This window comes from Petrocella sp. (genome assembly GCF_059865615.1).
Genome location: NZ_JCBCDA010000113.1, coordinates 52,007 through 73,135 on the forward strand (window position 1 = coordinate 52,007; position 21,129 = coordinate 73,135).

Annotated in this window: 20 protein-coding genes; 1 reads left to right on the forward strand and 19 read right to left on the reverse strand. The window is 37.2% G+C overall.

Annotated elements, in window-relative coordinates:
• Positions 1-74: 74 nt before the first annotated feature.
• The 6 genes from pheT to AC6F8J_RS13075 form a co-directional block, all read right to left on the reverse strand.
• Entirely contained in the window at positions 75-2,465 is a 2,391-nt protein-coding gene (gene pheT, locus AC6F8J_RS13050) for a phenylalanine--tRNA ligase subunit beta (protein ID WP_500723883.1), read from the reverse strand.
• Positions 2,466-2,493: 28 nt separating this feature from the next.
• On the reverse strand, positions 2,494-3,513 hold the full coding sequence (gene pheS, locus AC6F8J_RS13055) for a phenylalanine--tRNA ligase subunit alpha (protein WP_500723885.1): 1,020 nt from the start codon (positions 3,511-3,513) through the stop codon (positions 2,494-2,496).
• Positions 3,514-3,936: 423 nt separating this feature from the next.
• Positions 3,937-5,892, reverse strand: coding sequence for a fructose-bisphosphatase class III (locus AC6F8J_RS13060; RefSeq protein WP_500723887.1), 1,956 nt, complete (start codon positions 5,890-5,892; stop codon positions 3,937-3,939).
• A gap of 48 nt (positions 5,893-5,940) precedes the next feature.
• Positions 5,941-6,816: an N-carbamoylputrescine amidase gene (aguB, locus tag AC6F8J_RS13065; protein ID WP_500723889.1), complete on the reverse strand. Its 876-nt coding sequence runs from the start codon at positions 6,814-6,816 to the stop codon at positions 5,941-5,943.
• Positions 6,817-6,829: 13 nt separating this feature from the next.
• The gene (locus AC6F8J_RS13070; RefSeq protein WP_500723891.1) at positions 6,830-7,861 is read right to left on the reverse strand and encodes an agmatine deiminase family protein; all 1,032 of its coding nucleotides are present in this window, start codon (positions 7,859-7,861) and stop codon (positions 6,830-6,832) included.
• A gap of 475 nt (positions 7,862-8,336) precedes the next feature.
• Positions 8,337-8,954 carry a 50S ribosomal protein L25 gene (locus AC6F8J_RS13075; protein WP_500723893.1) on the reverse strand — a complete coding sequence of 206 codons (618 nt, stop codon included), beginning with the start codon at positions 8,952-8,954 and terminating at the stop codon, positions 8,337-8,339.
• Positions 8,955-9,155: 201 nt separating this feature from the next.
• Here AC6F8J_RS13075 and AC6F8J_RS13080 point away from each other — a divergent pair, with 201 nt between their 5' ends.
• The gene (locus tag AC6F8J_RS13080; RefSeq protein ID WP_500723894.1) at positions 9,156-9,527 is read left to right on the forward strand and encodes a rhodanese-like domain-containing protein; all 372 of its coding nucleotides are present in this window, start codon (positions 9,156-9,158) and stop codon (positions 9,525-9,527) included.
• A gap of 13 nt (positions 9,528-9,540) precedes the next feature.
• Here AC6F8J_RS13080 and AC6F8J_RS13085 read toward each other — a convergent pair whose 3' ends face one another.
• The 13 genes from AC6F8J_RS13085 to AC6F8J_RS13145 all read right to left on the reverse strand — a co-directional run bounded on the left by AC6F8J_RS13085 (position 9,541) and on the right by AC6F8J_RS13145 (position 21,102).
• Positions 9,541-10,791, reverse strand: a complete 1,251-nt coding sequence (locus tag AC6F8J_RS13085) for a chloride channel protein (RefSeq protein WP_500723896.1) — start codon at positions 10,789-10,791, stop codon at positions 9,541-9,543.
• Between the two features lie 126 nt (positions 10,792-10,917).
• Complete coding sequence (locus tag AC6F8J_RS13090; RefSeq protein WP_500723898.1) at positions 10,918-11,178, reverse strand: HPr family phosphocarrier protein; 261 nt, start codon at positions 11,176-11,178, stop codon at positions 10,918-10,920.
• Positions 11,179-11,215: 37 nt separating this feature from the next.
• The gene (ptsP, locus tag AC6F8J_RS13095; protein WP_500723900.1) at positions 11,216-12,928 is read right to left on the reverse strand and encodes a phosphoenolpyruvate--protein phosphotransferase; all 1,713 of its coding nucleotides are present in this window, start codon (positions 12,926-12,928) and stop codon (positions 11,216-11,218) included.
• 12 nt (positions 12,929-12,940) lie between these two features.
• Entirely contained in the window at positions 12,941-13,897 is a 957-nt protein-coding gene (locus AC6F8J_RS13100; protein WP_500723902.1) for a sugar-binding domain-containing protein, read from the reverse strand.
• Between the two features lie 17 nt (positions 13,898-13,914).
• Entirely contained in the window at positions 13,915-14,625 is a 711-nt protein-coding gene (locus AC6F8J_RS13105; protein ID WP_500723904.1) for an L-ribulose-5-phosphate 4-epimerase, read from the reverse strand.
• A complete protein-coding gene (locus AC6F8J_RS13110; protein ID WP_500723906.1) occupies positions 14,612-15,481 on the reverse strand; it encodes an L-ribulose-5-phosphate 3-epimerase in 870 nt (289 codons plus the stop codon). The genes AC6F8J_RS13105 and AC6F8J_RS13110 overlap by 14 nt, the downstream gene beginning before the upstream one ends.
• A gap of 18 nt (positions 15,482-15,499) precedes the next feature.
• Positions 15,500-15,781 (reverse strand): PTS sugar transporter subunit IIB, encoded by a 282-nt coding sequence (locus AC6F8J_RS13115; RefSeq protein ID WP_500723908.1) that lies wholly within the window; start codon positions 15,779-15,781, stop codon positions 15,500-15,502.
• A 91-nt stretch (positions 15,782-15,872) separates the two neighbouring features.
• Positions 15,873-16,937: an L-ascorbate 6-phosphate lactonase gene (ulaG, locus tag AC6F8J_RS13120; RefSeq protein WP_500723910.1), complete on the reverse strand. Its 1,065-nt coding sequence runs from the start codon at positions 16,935-16,937 to the stop codon at positions 15,873-15,875.
• 74 nt (positions 16,938-17,011) lie between these two features.
• Entirely contained in the window at positions 17,012-17,452 is a 441-nt protein-coding gene (locus AC6F8J_RS13125; protein WP_500723912.1) for a PTS sugar transporter subunit IIA, read from the reverse strand.
• Between the two features lie 139 nt (positions 17,453-17,591).
• The gene (locus tag AC6F8J_RS13130; RefSeq protein WP_500723914.1) at positions 17,592-19,013 is read right to left on the reverse strand and encodes a PTS transporter subunit IIC; all 1,422 of its coding nucleotides are present in this window, start codon (positions 19,011-19,013) and stop codon (positions 17,592-17,594) included.
• A 291-nt stretch (positions 19,014-19,304) separates the two neighbouring features.
• Positions 19,305-20,333 carry a hypothetical protein gene (locus tag AC6F8J_RS13135; RefSeq protein ID WP_500723916.1) on the reverse strand — a complete coding sequence of 343 codons (1,029 nt, stop codon included), beginning with the start codon at positions 20,331-20,333 and terminating at the stop codon, positions 19,305-19,307.
• A 222-nt stretch (positions 20,334-20,555) separates the two neighbouring features.
• Positions 20,556-20,870: a hypothetical protein gene (locus AC6F8J_RS13140; RefSeq protein WP_500723918.1), complete on the reverse strand. Its 315-nt coding sequence runs from the start codon at positions 20,868-20,870 to the stop codon at positions 20,556-20,558.
• Positions 20,863-21,102: a hypothetical protein gene (locus AC6F8J_RS13145; RefSeq protein ID WP_500723920.1), complete on the reverse strand. Its 240-nt coding sequence runs from the start codon at positions 21,100-21,102 to the stop codon at positions 20,863-20,865. Before AC6F8J_RS13145 ends, AC6F8J_RS13140 begins: the two co-directional genes overlap by 8 nt.
• Between the last annotated feature and the right edge of the window lie 27 nt (positions 21,103-21,129).

Here is a 21,129-nt window from a genome sequence, read left to right on the forward strand (position 1 = left end):
AGAAACCCCTTTATAATAATGATATCTCTCATTATTATAAAGGGGTTTACTTAAAAAAGCTAGTCAATATAAGCCTATTTTCTTAAAGTGGCACCTAGTTCATTCTTAAGACCTTTCAAAATCTTTTCCATGGTTTTACTGATTTCCTTTTCTTGTAGGGTACGATCAGCCGCTCTAAAGGACAAGGCATATGCCACTGATTTATAGCCTGCTTCAATCTGTTTGCCTTTGTAGACATCAAATAATTCTAATTTTTCAAGCATTTTTCCCGAGCGTGCTCGAATGACTTCTTCAATGGCACCTACCAATATTTCTTCTTTTACTAGCATGGCCACATCCCTGTTAACCGCTGGATATCTAGGTACCGGCGTGTATTTATGGTCTAATGATGCTTCATCTATTAAATCTTTCATATCAATGACAGCAATATATGCTTTTTCATGAATATCATAAGCATCCAATACATCCGGATGCACCTCACCAATATAACCTATTTCTTTATTTTTCATTATGACTTTGGCTTTACGTCCGGGGTGAAGGTAAGAGACCTCGATGCTCGGATCCCATTTTGCATGCTTAAGACAATTGAAGGCTTCAAATAAGGTCTCCAGAATTCCTTTTAGTTTGAAGAAATCACAATCACCATACATACCAATTGTCAACTTCTGTGACTCTTTTGGCAATTCTTTAAGAGGTATGACTTTTGGTTCATAGATGGTGCCGATTTCATATAAACCAACCTTTTCGTTTCGTTTGGCATAATTATTAGATAGAGCTTGTAGCATACCATTAACCGTTGTAGTTCGCATGATACTAAAATCTTCTCCAAGTGGGTTATCAATCTTCACCGCTAACCTAAGATGGCTATCCAGACCAAGATTTAGCTTTTCATATACTTTCGGCGACTCAAAAGAATAGGTCATAGCTTCATTAAGACTGCAGTCTTCCATGATTTGCCTTGTTAGGTCTTCCATTCTTTGAGTGAAGCTTTTTTTGCCAACCGTTGGTGTTCCAGTTGCTAAGGTTGTCGGTAGACGGTCATAACCATAAAGCCTTGCCACTTCCTCAGCCAGGTCTGCCTCACATTCGATATCAGCTCTAAATGTAGGTGCTAAGATTTCTTTTTGATCTTCGTCAACCACAAACTCCAAACGTTTGAAATAAGTTACCATTTCTTTTTCAGAAATATCCGTACCCAGTAGTCTATTTATGTTTCCAACATTATATGCCACTTTATTTGGCTTTCTTTCACTCTTATTAATATCTATAATACCTGCCATAACACGACCGGCACCTATCATTTCTGCCAATTGACAGGCACGTTCCATAGCTATCAATGCCGTATTCGGATCTAGGTGCTTTTCGAATTTCGTGGACGCATCCGTTCTTAGTCCGATTTTTTTCGAAGTTTTTCTAATACTGGCCGGATCAAAGTTGGCTGCTTCAAGTAGAATCATACCTGTATGGTCTTTAACCTTTGAACCTTCGCCACCCATAACACCAGCCACACCAATAACTTCTTCTTCACCGGCTATGACTAACATGGTGTTATCTAATTCTCTTTCTTCACCGTCAAGAGTCATCATTTTTTCTTTGTCATTTGCACGCCTTACAATAATTTTCCCATGTATAAGCTCTTCTAGGTCATAAGCATGCATCGGTTGGCCCATCTCAACCATGACAAAATTGGTTATGTCTACTAAGTTATTGATGGGTCGAATTCCTACAGACCTTAACCTGTCTTGCATCCATTTTGGTGAAGGCTTTATATCCACATCTACTAAGATTTTTGCAATAAATCTAGGGCATAGGTCGCTGGCTATCACTTCAACAGAAGCATGCTGATTCATATCACCTGCCACTTCGTTATACTGTATTTTGGGATAATGAAAATCTGTATTTAAGGTTGCTGCTGCTTCTCTTGCTATGCCAAGTAAACTAAAACAATCTGGACGGTTCGAAGTAATCTCAAACTCAACAATGGCATCACCCAGTCCAAATATAGGTTTTGCATCACTACCTAATTGATAGTCGCCTTTAATAACATAGATACCGTATTCCGGTGCATCTGGAAAATGTTCCGGGTTCAATCCCAGTTCTTCTAATGAGCACATCATACCATTGGAGGCTATTCCTCTAAGTTTGCCTTCCTTGATTTTTAAGCCTTCTGCCAGATTTGCTCCTGGAAGGGCAACCGGCACCAAATCACCAACCTTCATATTTTGTGCACCTGTTACAATCTGAATGCTTTTTTCTCCCACATCCACTTGGGTAACAACTAACTTATCTGCATCCGGATGCTTTATGATTTCAAGCACCTTACCAACAACCACATCCGTTATGGCTTCTCCCTTTTTTTCTATACGATCCACATTCGAGCCGGACATGGTCATCTTGTCCGCGAATGTCTGTACATCACAATCTATTGTTACATATTCTTTTAACCAATTCATTGATACATTCATAATCCGCTACTCCTTTCTGTCCACCTCATTAAAACTGCTTTAAAAATCGAATGTCATTTTCGTAAAAAAGTCTCAGATCCTCAATGCCGTACCTTAACATGGTTATACGCTCAAGTCCCATACCAAAAGCAAACCCACTATATTTAGTTGAATCAATGCCTGACATCTCAAGGACTTTAGGATGTACCATACCGCAACCCAGGATTTCTATCCATCCCGATCCTTTACATATGTTACAGCCTGTACCGCCACATTTGAAACAGGATACATCTACCTCAGCACTGGGTTCAGTAAAAGGAAAATAATGAGGTCTAAACCGTACTTTTACATCTTCTCCATATAATTCTTTGACGAATTCCGCTAATGCGCCCTTAAGATCTGCCATGGTAATATGCTCATCAACAACCAAACCTTCTACCTGATGAAACATAGGGGAGTGAGTTGCATCTACCTCATCTGAACGGTATACTCTACCCGGAGCAATGACACGAATAGGTGGTTTTTCATGTTCCATGACATGCACTTGTGTCGGTGATGTTGATGTTCTAAGTACAAAATTTTTATCTATATAGAAGGTATCTTGTTCATCTCTAGCAGGATGATCTTCCGGTATATTCAAAGCTTTAAAATTATAATAGTCTTCTTCAATTTCCGGACCCTTTGCTATCTGATAGCCCATACCTATAAAAATGTTTTTCAAATCTTCAAGGACAATATGCATAGGGTGACGATGTCCTAGGACCTTTTTGTTTGAAGGCATGGTAACGTCAATAATTTCTTCCTTAAGTTGTTGATCTCTAGCTTTTGACACTAGACTGTTTTTAGCGGTTTCAATGGCTGTCTCAATATCCGCTCTCACCTCATTCACCAAGGCTCCAATCATAGGACGATCTTTGGGTGCAACATCTTTCATTCCTTTAAGTATAGATGTCAATTCTCCTTTTTTCCCTAGAATGTTAATGCGAACCTCTTCAAGTGCCTTTAAGTCAGCTACGTTACTTAGACTTTTTACAACTTTGATTTTAATTGCTTCCAGCTGTTCTTTCATAAGGACTCCTTTCGTTTTTCCGTGTATGATTTTTCACAATAAAAAAAATCCATCCCTAACAAGGGACCGATTCTATCGGCGGTACCACCCTAATTCCTACAATAGCAGGCACTTTGGACGCTTAACGTGCGTTACCGGCATGGCCTACTTGATTCAGTCATGCAGCTCAAGTGGGAAATTCAATCATCGGCCGAACCTATAAGTGCTCACAGCCTAAGACACCTATTCTCTAAAGGAAACCGATCATCTACTAAGAACCGAAAGTTAAGGTTCCAAACACCGTCATCGCTTTTACAGTTGACTATATTGTAACATATTTGACCTAACTGTCAAGAATTAAGTGACCAAACTGTCAAAAAGTATTAAGTGACCAAACCGTCAAAAAGTTTCCTTTAGAAATGACAGTTTGGTCACTTGTAGTCTTTATAGTATGCCCTTTTGATACATTCCGAGTAATATCTTAAGGTTGTTGATGTCCTCTTTTAGTTTTTTTCCTATATCCGTTTCACCAACCAATACCCTATGATCAGCTTTATGTATAATACTAATCTCAGATATTAGGTCAACGTTATGGTCAATAGCTTCTTTGGTGGAATCAAAGGGCTCATGGGTTGCTAATAAAAGACCGTGAGAATTATAGATTAAGGTATAGCCGGCTATATTCGTAACAGGTTGATAGGCTTTTGATAACCCACCGTCTATGACAATAAGTTTACCATCTGCTTTAACCGGCGACTCGCCTTTTCCAACTTGGACCGGAACATGGCCATTCACAATTCGGGATACTTTTTTATTCATTCTAAATTCATCAAAAACTCTATCACAATAATCCGGACTGAAGTAATGTTTATAATAGGGATTTTTATACTCTTTATGCGTTATGCTATCTTTAATAAAATATCTCTCAAAAGTTTTCATCACACTTTTACCAAATAGAGATGAGTACTGCCCCATCCACAAATAGTAAAAAATATCGATGTCATAATCGTCCACCGCTTCAAACCTTCTTGCATAACTACTTCTTAGCATTTTTTCATAATAATCCAACAGAGCTTTTCCTGAGTAGGTACCACCATCTAAAGTTACTCTTGAAAATGTACCATCGTCATCCGTTGGAATACAACCATGAAAGAGCAAATTATTATTATAATTCAAGTAGATACTGCCTTTTAACATCATAAAATCAATATGTGCTTTTAGTTTTTCATTTGTCATAAAGGAAGTTTTTAACTTAAGTATAATTTCCATTTCTTCATTCGACAACTCATAGGGATGCTTAGGGTCTATGGTTGAAGAACCAAACCAGTCCAGTTTATAAGTTTCTCCATCTAAATTGATGGTGTCATTATCATAATCAATGAAATTAAGTAGCAATCGATTCTGAATATTATACTCTGGATGTCGCATTATAAAATGACCTTCTAATTTGAACATGATGATAGATATTGCTTTATGCATCTGTCCAATTAACAGAGCATCTTTTTGATTTAACTCACTAATCACTTTGGGCATAAACGACGGTTCAACATATTTATACGTCTGCATGGCGAACTTGGCCAAAGGTAACAAGTTAATACCATAATTCTCTTCTAATAATTCATGATTGCCATAACGCATGCTTATCCTTATAACATTGGCGATACAGGGTAAGGATCCTGCATAGGCACCCATCCACACAATGTCGTGATTTCCCCACTGCATATCGATTGAATGGTACTTCATTAATGTATCTAGAATAATGTGAGCACCGGGGCCTCTGTCGTAAATATCTCCTATTATATGAAGATGGTCAATGGCAAATCTTTGAATCAATTCACTAATAGCAATAACAAATGGCTCTACTTGACCGACTTCTATTATGGTGCTTAAAATACTGTCATAATAAGCTTGTTTGTTTTCCACATTATCCTGTTCATGCAAAAGTTCTTCAAGTATATATTCAAAGCCTTTGGGAAGGGCTTTTCTGACTTTTGATCTTGTGTATTTAGAAGATGCCTCTCGGCACACACTAACCAATTGCTTCAATGTTTGATGGTACCAACCGTCATCCACTTTATTCTTACTTTGCTTCATATGAAATAAAGTTTCTTTTGGATAATAAATCAAACTGGCAAATTTTTTTATTTCTTCTTCAGTTAATACGTCACCAAAGATTTCTTCAACTTTACGTCGTACCACACCCGAACCGTTTTTTAGGATATGAACAAAAGCCTCATGTTCACCATGGACATCTGACAAAAAATGTTCGGTCCCTTTAGGCAAATTTGTAATGGCCTCAAGATTAATAATCTCACGGCTAACATCCTGTATAGTAGGAAATTGACGACTTAATAACTCATAATATTTCTTTTTCTCTTTTGATAAAAATATATCTTGCATAAAAACCCTCCTTTTATTGGTGCATAAAGCACCTTCAAAAAAACAATCTTATACTTGCCTAGAACCGTCATAAGTTAGAATAGGTTTATATAAATCAGGTCGACGATCTCTAAAAATCCCCCATTCAATACGTTGTTTTTCGTATTCTTCCAAATCAAATTCGGCTAGTAGAATGGTTTCTTCATCACGTGAAGCTTCTGCAAGCTTATTTCCAGTTGCGTCTGTTATAAATGAAGATCCATAAAAGATAATCGAGGATCCATCCTCTTTTTCTTCCCCAATACGGTTAGAGGCAATCACAGGTATAAGATTGCAAGCCGAATGCCCAATCATACAACGTTGCCAATGGTCTTTTGAATCGACTTCCGGGCTATGAGGCTCTGAACCGATGGCTGTAGGATAAAAGAGCATTTCTGCACCCATTAGAGCCATAATTCTAGCCGCTTCCGGAAACCATTGATCCCAGCAAATACCAACACCGATAACACCGTATTTCGTCGACCATACTTTAAATCCTGTGTCACCTTGATTAAAATAGTATTTTTCTTCATAGCCCGGGCCATCAGGGATATGGCTTTTTCTATAAATCCCCAATACTTCACCGGTTGCATCAATGATAGCAATCGCGTTATATCTTGCATTGTTCTTTTTTTCATAGAAACTAATCGGTAAAACCACCTCAAGTTCTTTGGCCAAGACTCTAAAGTGTTTGATGGCCATATTTCCTTCAACGGTTGAGGCATATTCGTAATATTTCGGTGCTTCAATTTGACAAAAATATGGTGTCTCAAATAATTCTTGAATTAAAATGATTTTTGCACCCTTTGATGCTGCTTCTCTCACCAATCTATCCGCTTTAATTATGTTTTCCTTTTTATCCGACGTACAGCGCATTTGTGTTGCTGCAACAATGACTTTTCTCATAGCGAACCCTCCTTCATTTCACTTGTTGCTTTTGAGGCATTTGTTGGGTGATACAATGCACATTGCCACCTTCTGTTATCAGTGACATACCATCCACAGTTACTACTTCTCTGTCAAAAAAAACTGTCTCTAAAATACATTTCGCCTTATCATCTGTGTCTGTGGCATCCCCTCCAAACACCGGCAAAATAATAGCCTTATTGACTATATAAAAATTCAAATAACTAAGAGTTAAGCGTTTATTTTTATAGTAACGCGGTGGGGGCGTTGGTAGCTCTATGATTTCCAGTATTCTTGATTTTGCGTCTTTGGTATGTTTCAACACTTCTCTTGCTTTTTGAGTGATTTCATAATTAGGATCCTTCGGGTTATCACATGCTTGTAATAAAACTGTGCCAGGTTTTGCAAAGCAGGCAATGTTATCAATATGCCCATCGGTTTCATCACCATATAGTCCCTGATCCAACCAAATAATTTTAGATATATTCAAGTGTTTTTTTATCATTTGTTCTATAGCTGTCTGATTTAACTCCGGATTCCGATTGGGATTAAGAAGACATTCTCTGGTTGTTAGTAGTGTACCTTGACCGTCTACATGAATAGATCCCCCTTCTAATACCAAGGGCACCTCTATACATGGTACCTCCAGTAGATTCAACAATGCTGGTGCTAGCTTATCATCCAACTCATAGGGCAGGTATTTCTCACCCCAAGCATTGAATCGCCAACTGATTCCGTGAAGCTTACCCTTCATGTTTCTAACAAAAGTAGGCCCATTGTCCCTTGCCCAAGCGTCGTTATGGGGTATTCTAATTATATCTACCTTAGATGTGCATAGACTACGAATCTCTTCTTCATCTTCTGAATTAATAACTACCGTTACCGGTTCAAATGCACTTATAGCATTTACAACTTTGGCATAACCCTTACATACTATTTCATAGTTGTCTTGCCATACAAGAGATGCTTTTACAGGCCACGCCACAATAGTTCTCTCATGGGCCTCCCACTCTGCAGGCATTATATATTTTTCTTGATTCACCATAACCCGCTCCTCTTATTATCAAAATCACTTTATTTTCTCATTTTGTCTATTATACCTTTACCGAGCCCATAAAACAATATATAGGCATGTCTTTATTCTGTTCTTTAAACACTCAGGACACTTGCTGTCCAATTACTTGACCAAGAATCAATAAACTTTACAAACCATCAAAGTAATCCATTAATTAGGTTGAAAAGTTTTATCTTCTCCAAATATTTTCTTTTTGGATTGTCATCGATTAGTATCATTTGCCCTCAATGAGTCCTACTATATTAATGTCATATAGGCGTCAATATAATACTAATAACCAGGTTCAACATTACCAATATCTTGTACATGGGCTTATAGGACTGAAAATATACATAATTTATGACGCATTCATTTCCTGTTTTTTGCTTTGTTATCTAGAAAAAAAAGACAAAAAAAATAGAGACCACATTAAGTCTCTATTCTAATTCTCAAATTGTTTTTGCTTTTATTCGTCTTCGCCTACTAATGCTGGTTCAACCACTTCAGCTGCATCTGCATTTTCGTCTGGCTCCTCAACTTCGAGAACTTTCAGATGATTCACAACACCATATACCAATTCCAAATCATCTGTTACAAGACTTTCATCTAATTTAAAATCTGCATAAGTGATTTGGTCACCTAAGTTCAATGTACTTACATCTACTTCAATGGCTTCTGGCATCAACGTCATGTCTCCCGTAATTGTAACCTCATGTTTATAAATCTGAAATTCCAACTGATTGATCTTCAGTGAATCTTCACCAACAAAATGTATCGGAACGTGAAGTTGGATTTTTTGATCCTTGGCAACCATTTGGATATCAATGTGCAATAGTCTTCTTGAAAGTGGATCAAATTGTACTTCTTTTACAAAACCGAATTTTTTCGAACCTTTATATTGGACCCAAACTTTGGCGTTTGAACCATGATGGGATATAAGCTTTCTAATAACCAATGCATCAAATTTGACGGATGTGGTTGCTTCAATGCCTTCTCCATATAATACACCAGGCATGAAACCTTGTTCTTTAAATTTCCCTGTTTTTTTTTGGCGCTCTAACGCTTCTATTATAATCTCTTCCATATTTTTCTCCTTCGGCCTTTAACCTTTGTCATCTGATAATTTTCTCATTATTAAGTATACCTTTTTTCATAAGAATAGTCAAATCGGATAAATCATACACAGTTGTCACATTAATCAAATATCATGTATAATATAGTTGGTTAAAGGGTCAAAACTATATGATTAAACTTGATTTTTGTCCGGTTAAGAAAGAGGTGCTTTATGAGAAAATATACAATTGTTTTAGTTATGATATCTGTTTTATTGGTAGGTTGTAATCAAGAAAGTGTGCGCCTAACAGCCAATGAGGCCAAAACTATCATGGATAATGAAGATGACTTCCTACTTGTAGATGTTCGCACACAAGAGGAGTATGACTCAGGTTATATTCCAGGTGCTCTTTTAATCCCTCATACAAACATTCGGGAAATGGCGCCTGACTTATTACCCGATCCAAATCAAAAAATTCTTCTTTATTGTAGAACCGGTCGTCGAAGTGAAGCTGCCTCTAAAGCCTTAATTGATTTGGGCTATACAAATGTTTTTGATATGGGTGGCATTAATGATTGGAACTATGATATTATAAAACCATAAAAACTTGCTACTATCACACCAAGTTTTTTATGGTTTTAGTATAAGCATCCGAAAATATGTCTTTGCCATAAAGATGAAATGTTGTCGATACGGATAGAGCACATACGATAAGCGCCGGTATTAGCATTTCATATTGTCCAGAAAACTCAATAATTAAAATGATACCAGATATTGGTGCATTTAAGTATCCTGCAATCATAGCTCCTATTCCTAATAATCCAAAAAGCGAATGATCTACACCATAAGGCTTTAGAATTTTCCCGCAAGCCATACCTAAAGAAGCGCCAATAGTTACCCCCGGATAGAAATTACCACCAATATATCCTGAACCTAAGGTAATACCCGTTGCCAATATCTTAATCAAACCAATGGCCATCAAAAGACCTAACCCAAACTCACCTGATAACACTTTGTAAGTGGTGTTGTTATGTATTTCAAAGTTTAGTGGAAAAAAATAGCCTATTAAACCAATTGAAATGGCTGCAACAAAGAGACGTAAGCTGATATGCTTCACTTTGAGGAAAAGTCCAGTAAAAAGCTGTATAGACATCATATACAGAATGGCAAAAAGACCCATAACCAAACCAAAAATAACGTATCGCCAAATCAACTCCCAAGAGATAAGTGAAATGCTATCCAGTTCTACGGGAAAAGTCTGACCATTTTGCGTGGCCCTCCCTATAAAATTTGCTACTACACTTGCCATAACAATGGGTGCAAAAAAATCTGCAAATTGCTTCTTATATAATACTTCTAGAACAAATACCGCAGCAAATAGCGGCATATGAAACACTGCAGCTATAGCTGCTGCTGCACCACAACCAATAAGGAGTCTAATGTCTTTAGACTCTAACTTCAAATAATAAGCAATGTTTGATCCAATGGATGCACCTAAGTGTACAATAGGACCAAAGCGTCCAGCAGAAAAACCAAAAATCAAGGTTACTGTCGCTCCAACAACATGCATTAAGACTCTAAAGGGACGCATCAACTGCGTTTTTATGAATTCTAATTCTACTAGGACCTGTACGATACCTAAGCCTATTTGTCCTTCTTTCAGATAAATTATATATATGCCCATACTTATAAGGCCACCAATAATAGGAAGTAAAATCACACTCGGATTCTGGTCTATCAGCCAAGACCTCGTCAAAGCAACCCCTCCGTTTATAGCAGCATTAAAAAAAATAGCTATCATGCCCACAACCAAGCCTATCGTCAAAGCCATACCACTGTTTCTTATAAGTCTAAAGAATCTATTCATGTTGTCCACCTCATTTACGTGTTCTTTTTATCACTTATGATTTTACATCATTATTAGATATATTACCAATAAAAAGCCTCATAAAACAAGAATTTCCTGTTTTATGAGGCTTAAATATTTCATAACCTAGTCTTCAAGTTGACCGACAAAATCCACCAATACCTTTAGAGAAGCTTCTTCATCAACGCCATCCGTTGTTATTACTACTTTACTGCCTTGTCCTATTGCCAAAGTGAGTATACCCAAAATACTTTTTGCATTGACTTTTTTACCGTCTTTCTCTAAAAAAACTTCACATTTTTGAGCCGTTGCAAGCTTAGCAAATCCAGATGCAGGTCTTGCGTGCAAGCCTGTTGCATTCTTTACTTCTACTATTTTTGACTTCATAATCATCAATCTCCTATTTTTTCCTAATTTTATTCTTCTATTTCCCATCCCAAAAGGCATCCATTAAGACCTTAACATCTTCCTGCGTGCAGGCTTGTAATGCCATGTCCGCTAGTCCCTTTGCCTTAATACTATCTATCTGTTTAAGGCTATATCTCGCTCTTAATATACTAGGCGCACTCATACTCAGTTCATCCAAACCCAAACCAATTAGTAGTGGCAATGCTTGAATTTCACCGGCCATTTCTCCACACATACCTACCCATTTTCCTTCTTTATGCGCTGCTTCTGTAACCATTTTTATGAGTTTCAGAAGTGAAGGGCTATAAGGTTGATAGAGGTAGGATACATGTTCATTCATCCGATCTGCAGCGAAAGTATATTGAATCAAATCATTGGTGCCTATGGAGAAGAAATCAACCTCTTTGGCAAATACATTTGCTAACAATGCTGCGGCAGGTATTTCAATCATAATACCTGTTTGATAATTCTTAGAATAAACTATTTTTTCCATCTCAAGTTCTTGTTCTACTTCATATAAAACTGCTTTCGCTTTTCTAAACTCATCAATCGTCGCAATCATTGGGAACATAATGTACAAGTTGCCGTGAGTAGCCGCTCGCAATAATGCTCGAAGCTGAGTTTTAAACATATCCATGTTCTGAAGACAAAGTCTAAGAGCTCTATTACCCAAAAATGGGTTTAACTCTTTTGGCATATCAAAATAGGACAATTCCTTATCCCCACCAATATCAAGGGTTCTTATGACAACCGGCTTTTCACCCATTTTTTCAAGTACGGTCTTATAGCTTTCGTATTGTTCATCTTCTGTTGGAAAGTTTTTTCTTCCCATATATAGGAACTCCGTTCTATAGAGTCCGATACCATCGCCATCGTTAAAGATAACACCATCAATATCTTCTGGACTTCCTATATTAGCCGCCAAATCAATGTCTTTGAAATCTTTCGTCGTACTTTTTCGACCAACGCATGCTTGCCATAATGATTTTTCTCTTTTAAGTAATGTGATTTTTTCCTTGTAATTTTTAATATCCTCTTCAGAAGGATGGATCATGATTTCACCCTTCATACCATCTAGGATAACTAAATCACCATTATCTAATTGATCAAATCCATTTACAGTACCTACAACAGCCGGTATTTCCATGGTTCTGGCCATAATTGCGCTATGACTGGTTCTTCCGCCAATCTCCGTAATGAAGCCTAATACAAGTTCTCTATTTAGAAGCGCTGTGTCTGATGGTGTTAAGTCTTTAGCTACCAGTATTATGGGTTCATCAATTTCTGATAGACCTTTTGATTGTACACCTTTTAGAATCATCAAGACTCTTCTGGTCACATCTTTAATATCTGCAGCTCTTTCTCTTATATAAGCATCTTCCATGGCTTCAAAAATAGCAACAAAACTATCACTTACTGTTTTTAAGGCATATTCTGCTTTTACTTGCTCAGATGCTATCTTATCAGCTACAGCTATGGCCAACTCAGGGTCTCTTAGGATTTCAATATGTGCACCAAATATCGCCGCCGTTTCTGCATCCATTTCATTTTCTGTCTTTGTTTTTAGGACTTCTAAAGCTTCTATTCCGGCTTTAATACTATGGTCAAATTTCAGTTGTTCTGACTTGACATCTTGACATATTTCTCTGGTTATCACGATCTCTACAGGTTCGTACTTATATACTTTTCCAATAGCAATACCGTCGCTTGCACCAATTCCTTGAATCATACCCTTGGCCTCCTACTTTAACTTATCATTGAGCTGCAATACATGGTTTAAAGTTGCTTCATCGGATATTAACGTGTCAATGAGCCCACCTCTCAAAGCACCTAGAATCGCTTTGGCTTTTTTCTCACCTGAAGCAACCGCAATAATCTTTTTGTTTTTAATACTTTCCGTCTTAATGCCTATGACGTTATCGTTCACTTCCATGTCCAAGAAATTGCCATTTTGATCAAAAAAATGGGCCAATACAAAACCAATTCCACCATTGTTTATAATCTGACTTTTCATTTCATTGTCCACATAGTTATCCCATAAAGTCTGTAAAGTATTACTATATATGGAACCGATTCCAGTAAGAATCAGGTCACAATTCTCTATCATGTTCAGTGTTCCTTTGATAAGTGGTGTTTCAACAATCGCTTTTCTCGCTATTGGATCATTGATATAGATTGGAGATGGTAAGGGGTATAGCTTTCCACCTAACTTACTGGATATACTTCTACCGATACTCAACATGTCTGTTTGGTCCAAATCATAACTAATGGCGCCAAACAATTCAACAATGCGCATATTCTCATAGGACTTTTTCTTTAAATACTTTGCCGTCGTTCTAACGTGTTTGCCCCATGATATGCCTAGTGTCATATCTTCATGAATCAACATTAGCAGCTCTTTTGCTGCTGCTTTACCAACTTCAATTAACGTATCGTTTTTATCCGATAGAGTTTTTGTTATGACCACATGAGGTAAATCAAATGTTCTTCTGATTTCACTTTGTAGTTTTTCAAATTCATCACTTTGATAATTGATGGTAATATCTACAATCTGAAGTTCTCTGGCTTTTTTTAACAGTCGTGATACTTTGGGCCTTGACAAATATAAGGTCTTCGCAACTTCACTTTGCGTTTTACCTTCTAAATAATACAAGACCGACGCATCAATGATCAGCTGATACTCCTCTTTATCTAACATCTTATTCACCTCACAATTTACTGTCCGTAATAGGCATTTTTACCATGTTTTCTCAAATAATGCTTATCTAATAAAGCCTGACTGATCGGCTCTATACGTCTGTTGATTTGTTCTGTATAATAAGCCATTTTTGCGATTTCTTCCATGACTTTCATATTATGCACAGCCAAAGTTGCGTCTTTACCCCAACCAAATGGGCCATGATTTGAGACAATCATTCCCGGCAGTTCATCTGGAGATTTATTATTTTCAGCCATAGTTTCAATCATAACCCTACCTGTGTTAAGCTCATAATCCACTTCAATTTCTTCTTTCTTCAAAGCTCTGGTACATAGTATTTTCCCAAAAAAATAATCAGCGTGTGTGGTCCCGTAACAAGGTATATCTATGCCAGCTTGAGCCCATGATGTAGCCCACTCAGAGTGGGTATGAACCACACTGCCTATGGTATTATAAGCTTTGTAAAGGGCTAGGTGAGTAGGTGTGTCGGAAGATGGCTTGTAAATACCTTCAACTATATTGCCTTCAAGATCCAAAACCACCATATCCTCAGGCTTCATGGTGTCATAATCCACACCACTTGGCTTGATAACAATCAGATTGGTTTCCCGATCAATCGCACTCACATTACCCCAAGTATAAATAACCAATCCTTGTTTTACAAGCTCAATATTAGCTTTATATACTTCTTCTTTCAATTCTAATATTTTTTGATTAAGCGCTAGCATAAAACCCTTCACCTGCTTTCTCAGTCAACCATATTCTTGCCTCTTTAATCTTGGATATGCAAGTATCGTAATCCTCTTCAAAATCGTTGTCTGCCCACATCTCAACTAAAAATGGACCTCTGAAATCTAGGGCTTCCATCTTATTAAAAAAAGCTTCAAAATCAACTGTACCTTCACCAAAAGCGACGCACTTAAATTGGCCCGGTAACGTGTCCTTTAAATGAATGCCAACTATATGATGAATACCAAGTGCCAGTTCTTCCTCTGGTTTCTTAGTCCATTGGCTCAGATTACCAATATCCGGATAGATTTTTAACCATGGAGAACCCACCTCTTCGATATAAGGCATACATCTGGATATGGTTCCCATAAAAGGGGTATCCATAATTTCTATGGACAACATAACATTGGCACTGGATGCCATTTGAGTTGCTTCCTTTAATCCCTCTAAAAATAAAGCTTTGGTAATATCATCCGAGGACTCATAGTAAACGTCATACCCAGCGAGTTGTATGTTCGAAACACCCAAATCTCTTGCCAATCCAATAGTCAGCTTCATAATATCTAGAGCTTTTTTTCTTACAATTGGATCTTTGCTTCCAAAGGGATACTTTCTGTGACCACTTAAACAAATGGAGTTGATATAAAATGATTCTTGCCAAAATAAGTCTTTGATATATTTTCTTTTTTCCTTGCTCCATAGCAGTCGGTTCAAGCGTGCATCGGTTTCATCTATGGACATCTCAATAAAATCATACCCTGCCGCTTTTGCAATTTTAATCTTCGTGGCCCAATCATATCGATTAGGTATGGCTTTTTCATAAATACCAATTGGTCTTTCCTTAATTGTATACATGTCTCTCTCCGTGTGTGCTTATGATTTTAGTGCCGCTTCTACTTTTTCTTTGATTTCTTGTTCTGACAAAAGATTAATGAGACCAATGATTTTTGCTTTTCCTGAATTCGCAAATTCATTTACGAGCATATGAGATACCAATACCAAATCAAAGTTCCTTGCATCCGATTTAGCTTGACCTACGCTTGCGTGATGAACTTCACAATCCAAGCCCATGTCTTTTAATACCTTCTCAATCTTCATTTTTATAATCAAACTTGAACCCATTCCATTACCACATGCTGCCAATACCTTCAACATTTTCATTCCTCCTGTTTTTATTGAAACCACTTATGAAATTATAGTTTAGTTTTGATGTTATACTTAAGTATAACATCAAAACATCTAAAACCTACAACAAGGACTTAAATGGTAGATCCGGTTCTATTACAAATGCATCATGAAAACCTCGGTCATACATATATTCCATAGCATCCTTATCTTCCGGCCATGTGAACTTGCCACCTACCTGCCAAATAAATGGCTTAAACTGGTACTTCAATCGGTCTTTTTTCATGTTCCAAAGTGTTGTGATTTCTTTAGGGTCTGCCATGAAGTTTGTCCATATATCATGGTGAATTGGAATGACAACCTTTGTTTTTAGACACTCAGCCATGCGCAAGATGCCTTCCGCTGTCATTTTGTCCGTCATACCTCTTGGGTTCTCACCAAAAGATCCAAGAGCAACATCCACTTGATGGTCATTACCATGTTTTGCAAAATAATTCGAATAATGAGAGTCACCACTGTGATATAAATTGCCACCAGGTGTTATAAATAAATAATTCAATGCCAAGTCATCCATTTCTTGAGGCATTTTACCTTTTAGTATTTCTCCCTTTTTGGCTGTAACCAATTCCGTTCTATCAAAAGAATCCAAGGCAACAACTTCAATATCACCAACTTTATAGGTGTCACCCGGTCTTAATGTTACCAGTCTTTCTTCTTCAACACCCCATCCTCGCCAAATATCTGTACATGCTTTTGGGCCTATGAATTTGACGGAGATATCTGTGTTCTGACATACCGCTGCAGCTACGTTCTCATCTATATGATCACCATGATCATGGGTTGACAACACCGCATCAATTTCTTTAATCATAAAAGGATCAATAACGACCGGTACATTTCTAAGATTCGGTTGAAGGGCTTTACATCCAATCATTCTCTGATGTTGGTGTTGATCTGTCATTAACCCATTGCCATGGGATTTTTTACCGGCCTTTACCCAAAGATCCACACATAAATTGGTTTGGTTCTCAGATTTTAACCAGATACCGGTGCATCCTAACCACCACATAGCAAAAGTGCCTGGTTTTACAATCGTACTTTCTATTTCTTCATTCAGCCATTGTCCCCACTCTGGAAAAGTGCTTAGTATCCAACTATCTCTAGTAATCTCATTTATTTTACTCATAATCAATTCCTTTCTTGGTAAAATTCAGTCAATGCATCAAAACTAATTAGAGCGTTTTGATACTTGAATCTTATCTAGTTAAAAATGTCTAAAATCTGTTTTGGAGTTGTTGATGTAAATAGGGCATCCTGCTTATCCTGATCCGATAAAACAGTGACAATTTCTTGCAGCATTTCCAAATGACGTTCAGAATCTACACAGGATAATGCAATAAATAGAGCTGCATCATTGGCACCATCTTCAGTGAATGAAACCGGCTTTTTAAGTACCATAACGCTATAGCCGACTTTTAATGAACCCGTTTCCGGTCTGGCATGGGGTATGGCAATATTCGGTGCAATAACAATGTATGGACCATGCTCTTTCACCGACTCAATCATACCATCAATGTAGGATTGCTTAATCTGCCCACCAAGCAACAAAGGTTCTGCTGATCTAATAACCGCTTCCTCCCAGCTAGGTAATTCTTCAAAAAATTGTATATAGTCCTCTGTGAGTTCAAAGCCTTGTATCATGATTTACCTCCTTGATTAACTTATACCTTTATCTTATGCTTTATCTGCACATTTGTCAATTATATATAGTATATTGAACATTTGTTCATTAGTAAAATAAGCTGCCGGTTTAAGGCAGCTTATTTTATAGAGGGGAGGTTTAGTTATCTCTCATAGTTGTAAAGTACGTCTCAACATGTCGTTTGTATTGTAATTGAGGAATAATAAGTAATAATGGGATTAAAACAATCGGAACAATAATACCAAGATATTTTGATAATACAGTTGTACCGGCAAATAGTGTCGCCCAGTCAAACATACCCATCCATCCAATAACCTCTGGAGGACCAACTAAGAAAGTGAGTACCAATGCAGATCCAAAAACTTGAATCAAACCTGCGATAAAAGGTATAATGGCTGCCGCCCGTCTTCCACCGGCTTTATTTGCAAATACCGCTAATGTACCATTATCAAAGAAAAGACAGATGAAACCGGCAATAATCAACACAGGTGATTGTATAGCAACAAGCGTGAAAATAGCTATTAACTGACCAAAGAAGCCAAAAATAAATCCAAAAGTAGGCGCTTGTGGTGAGAATCCGAATGTAACCGCACAGTCAACTGCTGGAACTGCACCTTTTAGTAGCTTATCAGATATACCTTGGAATGATGCTGTTAACTCAGCAACGAACATCCTAACACCTGTTAACAATATTGTGATATATACAGCAAAGAATGCACAAGTTTCCCAGATATAGGTAGCAAAGAAATAATTGTTCCTATTATAGGTAAAGGTCTCTTCTCCTAAGATTACCATGATAACACCAACAAAAAAGGTCATGATTAAGGAGTTTGCAACAACGTTATCATTAAGGATGGACAGGAATCCAGGTGTCTTAACATGATTCACATCATGGTCTTTATTACCAACTAGTCCGCCAAGCTTATAGGCAACCCAAGCCCCAAACATCTGTTGATGACCAACGGTAAAACCGGCACCATCTGTAACTTCTTGAGTGGCTTCAATGATTAGGTTAGACATAACCGACCAGTAAGTACCCATCAGTAATCCAGTGACAATAACCAATGGTGCTGAAACTGGTTTTCCCATCGTCCCTTCAATAACCCAGTAGAGTGCCCAAAGAAGAACCGCTGATTGTTGATACATAATATGTCCTGTGATAAACAATGTACGAATTTTCGTAAATTTTCTAAAAGCTACCAGTAAGATATTGAAAGCAAAAGCAATCATCATGACATACCCTACAAATGCTAATGAACCCATGGTATCTAAAAACTCTGTTGCAGATGTTTGTCCAAAGTATGGGTCAATAACCAATGCTTGAATACCATATTTTGCACTAAGCGACTCAATGATTGGTCTAAAGGTTGCCACCAAACCACCGGTTCCGACTTGAAGGATTTTAAAGCCAACAAATGTTTTAATAAATCCTGCAAGTGCCTCGTAGCTTTTTTTGCCTAACAATAGATACCCAATAAACACAACAGTACCTAGTAGCAAAGGTGCTTGTCCTAGAAATTTGTTAACAAAGCCTAAAAAAACGTTTAGTAGTAAATCCATAATTTACCCCTTTCGAATTATGGTTAATGATCAACAAAATCGTTTTCACAACTTAACCAAGTATGTAATTGTTTTTTCACAAGACGTCTTGTTCTTGCATCAGTATAGCAACTCAAAGAACATCTGTCTATATATTTACTATTTTTGAACGTATGTTCAGTGCTTTTTTGTTTATTATAGCCTCAAAGCCCCATCACTTGATATCGATTATCATAATATTAAACAAATTCATTAAAATTATTCATTTTTTCTAACTCTTATAGACAAAGCCCACTGTTTTAGAAGAACGTGCTAATTTTTAGTTATTTCGTAAATTGCCACTTCACCAATCTGTCTATTTGCAGCCAGTATCACATCTTTATTATCAAGATTAATCACATCTATATTACTTGGACCACCTGTATGGTCAATAAGCGTTTCCTGAATTTGCCCCTTTTCATCCATGGTAAACAAGATGAGTTCCATATCACCTTTACGTCCGCCTATAATAAAGGCTGGCTTATCTTGTATCTTACCACCCCATACCACATGACCGAACTCATAGTTATGGCTATGAATCATCTCCCATTTTCCATTGATTTCTTTATATATTTTCCCAAGTTCACCATGGAATTTTTCTATTGTAGCCAGTTCCAATTGACCATCGCCATCTATGTCACACATAGAACAGTCACTAACTTCAAAGTCTAATATTTTTTCCACTTCCCACAATTCGCCTTGATTATTTGGTACATATGCCGCAAATACCCCTTCTACACCTGTAATCAAATACGCCTTCCGATTCTTCCATTCACCCGCATAAAAGCCATGATTTTTAGTAATGCCATCATAAACCGTTGTTAACTTAAAGGGTTGAGTAATGTCTTTCTCAAGCTTCCCCACTATAATACATCCTGGGTCCGACCAATCCTCCAAAAATGCTTTACTTTTGCATAAAACACCTCCAATAAGGTATAGCTCATCCTCTATAAGAAGTAAATCAAAGCGGTGAAGGTAAGGGATGGTCATAACTGGTGTCACTGTCCAACTGTTGTCCTCATTTGCTTTTCCATGAACAATTCGGCTTTCCTGTGCATTAAAAGTGGGGGCAAATTTTTGAGTTGCATAGAATTCATTTTCCCTTCCCGGTATCGGCACAATATTCATCGTACCACCTGGTTCCTCCCAAACAACTGTTTCTGCAAGACTTTCTGCGTCATAAGCAATACATTGATTCACACCTTCTGAAGCTACAATATAGTTTAATCGTCCATTGACTTCCATAATTGTAGTTGCATATACACGTTCTAGCTGCCCTAATACTTTTTTAGTTATTTTCATAAATGACCTCCTGAAATAGTATTTATTTATCTTGGTAAGTGTCAAAACTATGTTTATCTACTTTCAAATATCATACACTATTACCAACCATAATTGCATATATGTAATTATTTTGAACATAATTTCACTTTTATATGCTATTTACTTAGCTTCTTATGTTTCTAGAGAAATAAAAAAACAGCCTAGGTGAGTATATCACTAAGGCTGTTGCTATAAAAATATTTAAAATGCATGCCACAAAACAAGTACATGAAAAATACCTACAATGAGATTAAGCGCAATCCCAAAGTGTGCCGTCATTTTAAGCTTATCTTCTCTTGTCTCGCCCATAGTGCCAAGCGTCAAGCCTGCAAAACATAGCATCATGGCCACAAGTTCAAATAATCCTATCAGTACCTCTCTACCTTCAAGATTATATGCAGATTGATAAACCGCCCACAAAAAAATCGCTAAAGAAATCCCACCCAGGCAAATGGATATAATGCCATATATTGTTTCCGTCCTGTTGTTCACCCTAAAGGATGTTTTTTTATCCATAATAATATACCAACCCACTTCTTAAAATGGTCAAAATAAAACCCATACCACCGAAAATGATGCCCACCCATGCAAGTCCGTCACGGTCATCTTCTACAGCATAAAGACCTAAGCCAATAGCAACTGTATTCACTATAAATCCAATTAAAGGTATCAACCAGGATAATAATCCTACAGACCCAACTATTGTTGCTGTTTGTCCGTATATTTCTGTGTTTTTATTTATTCTCATAAGGCATCCTCTTTTTATCAATTCAAA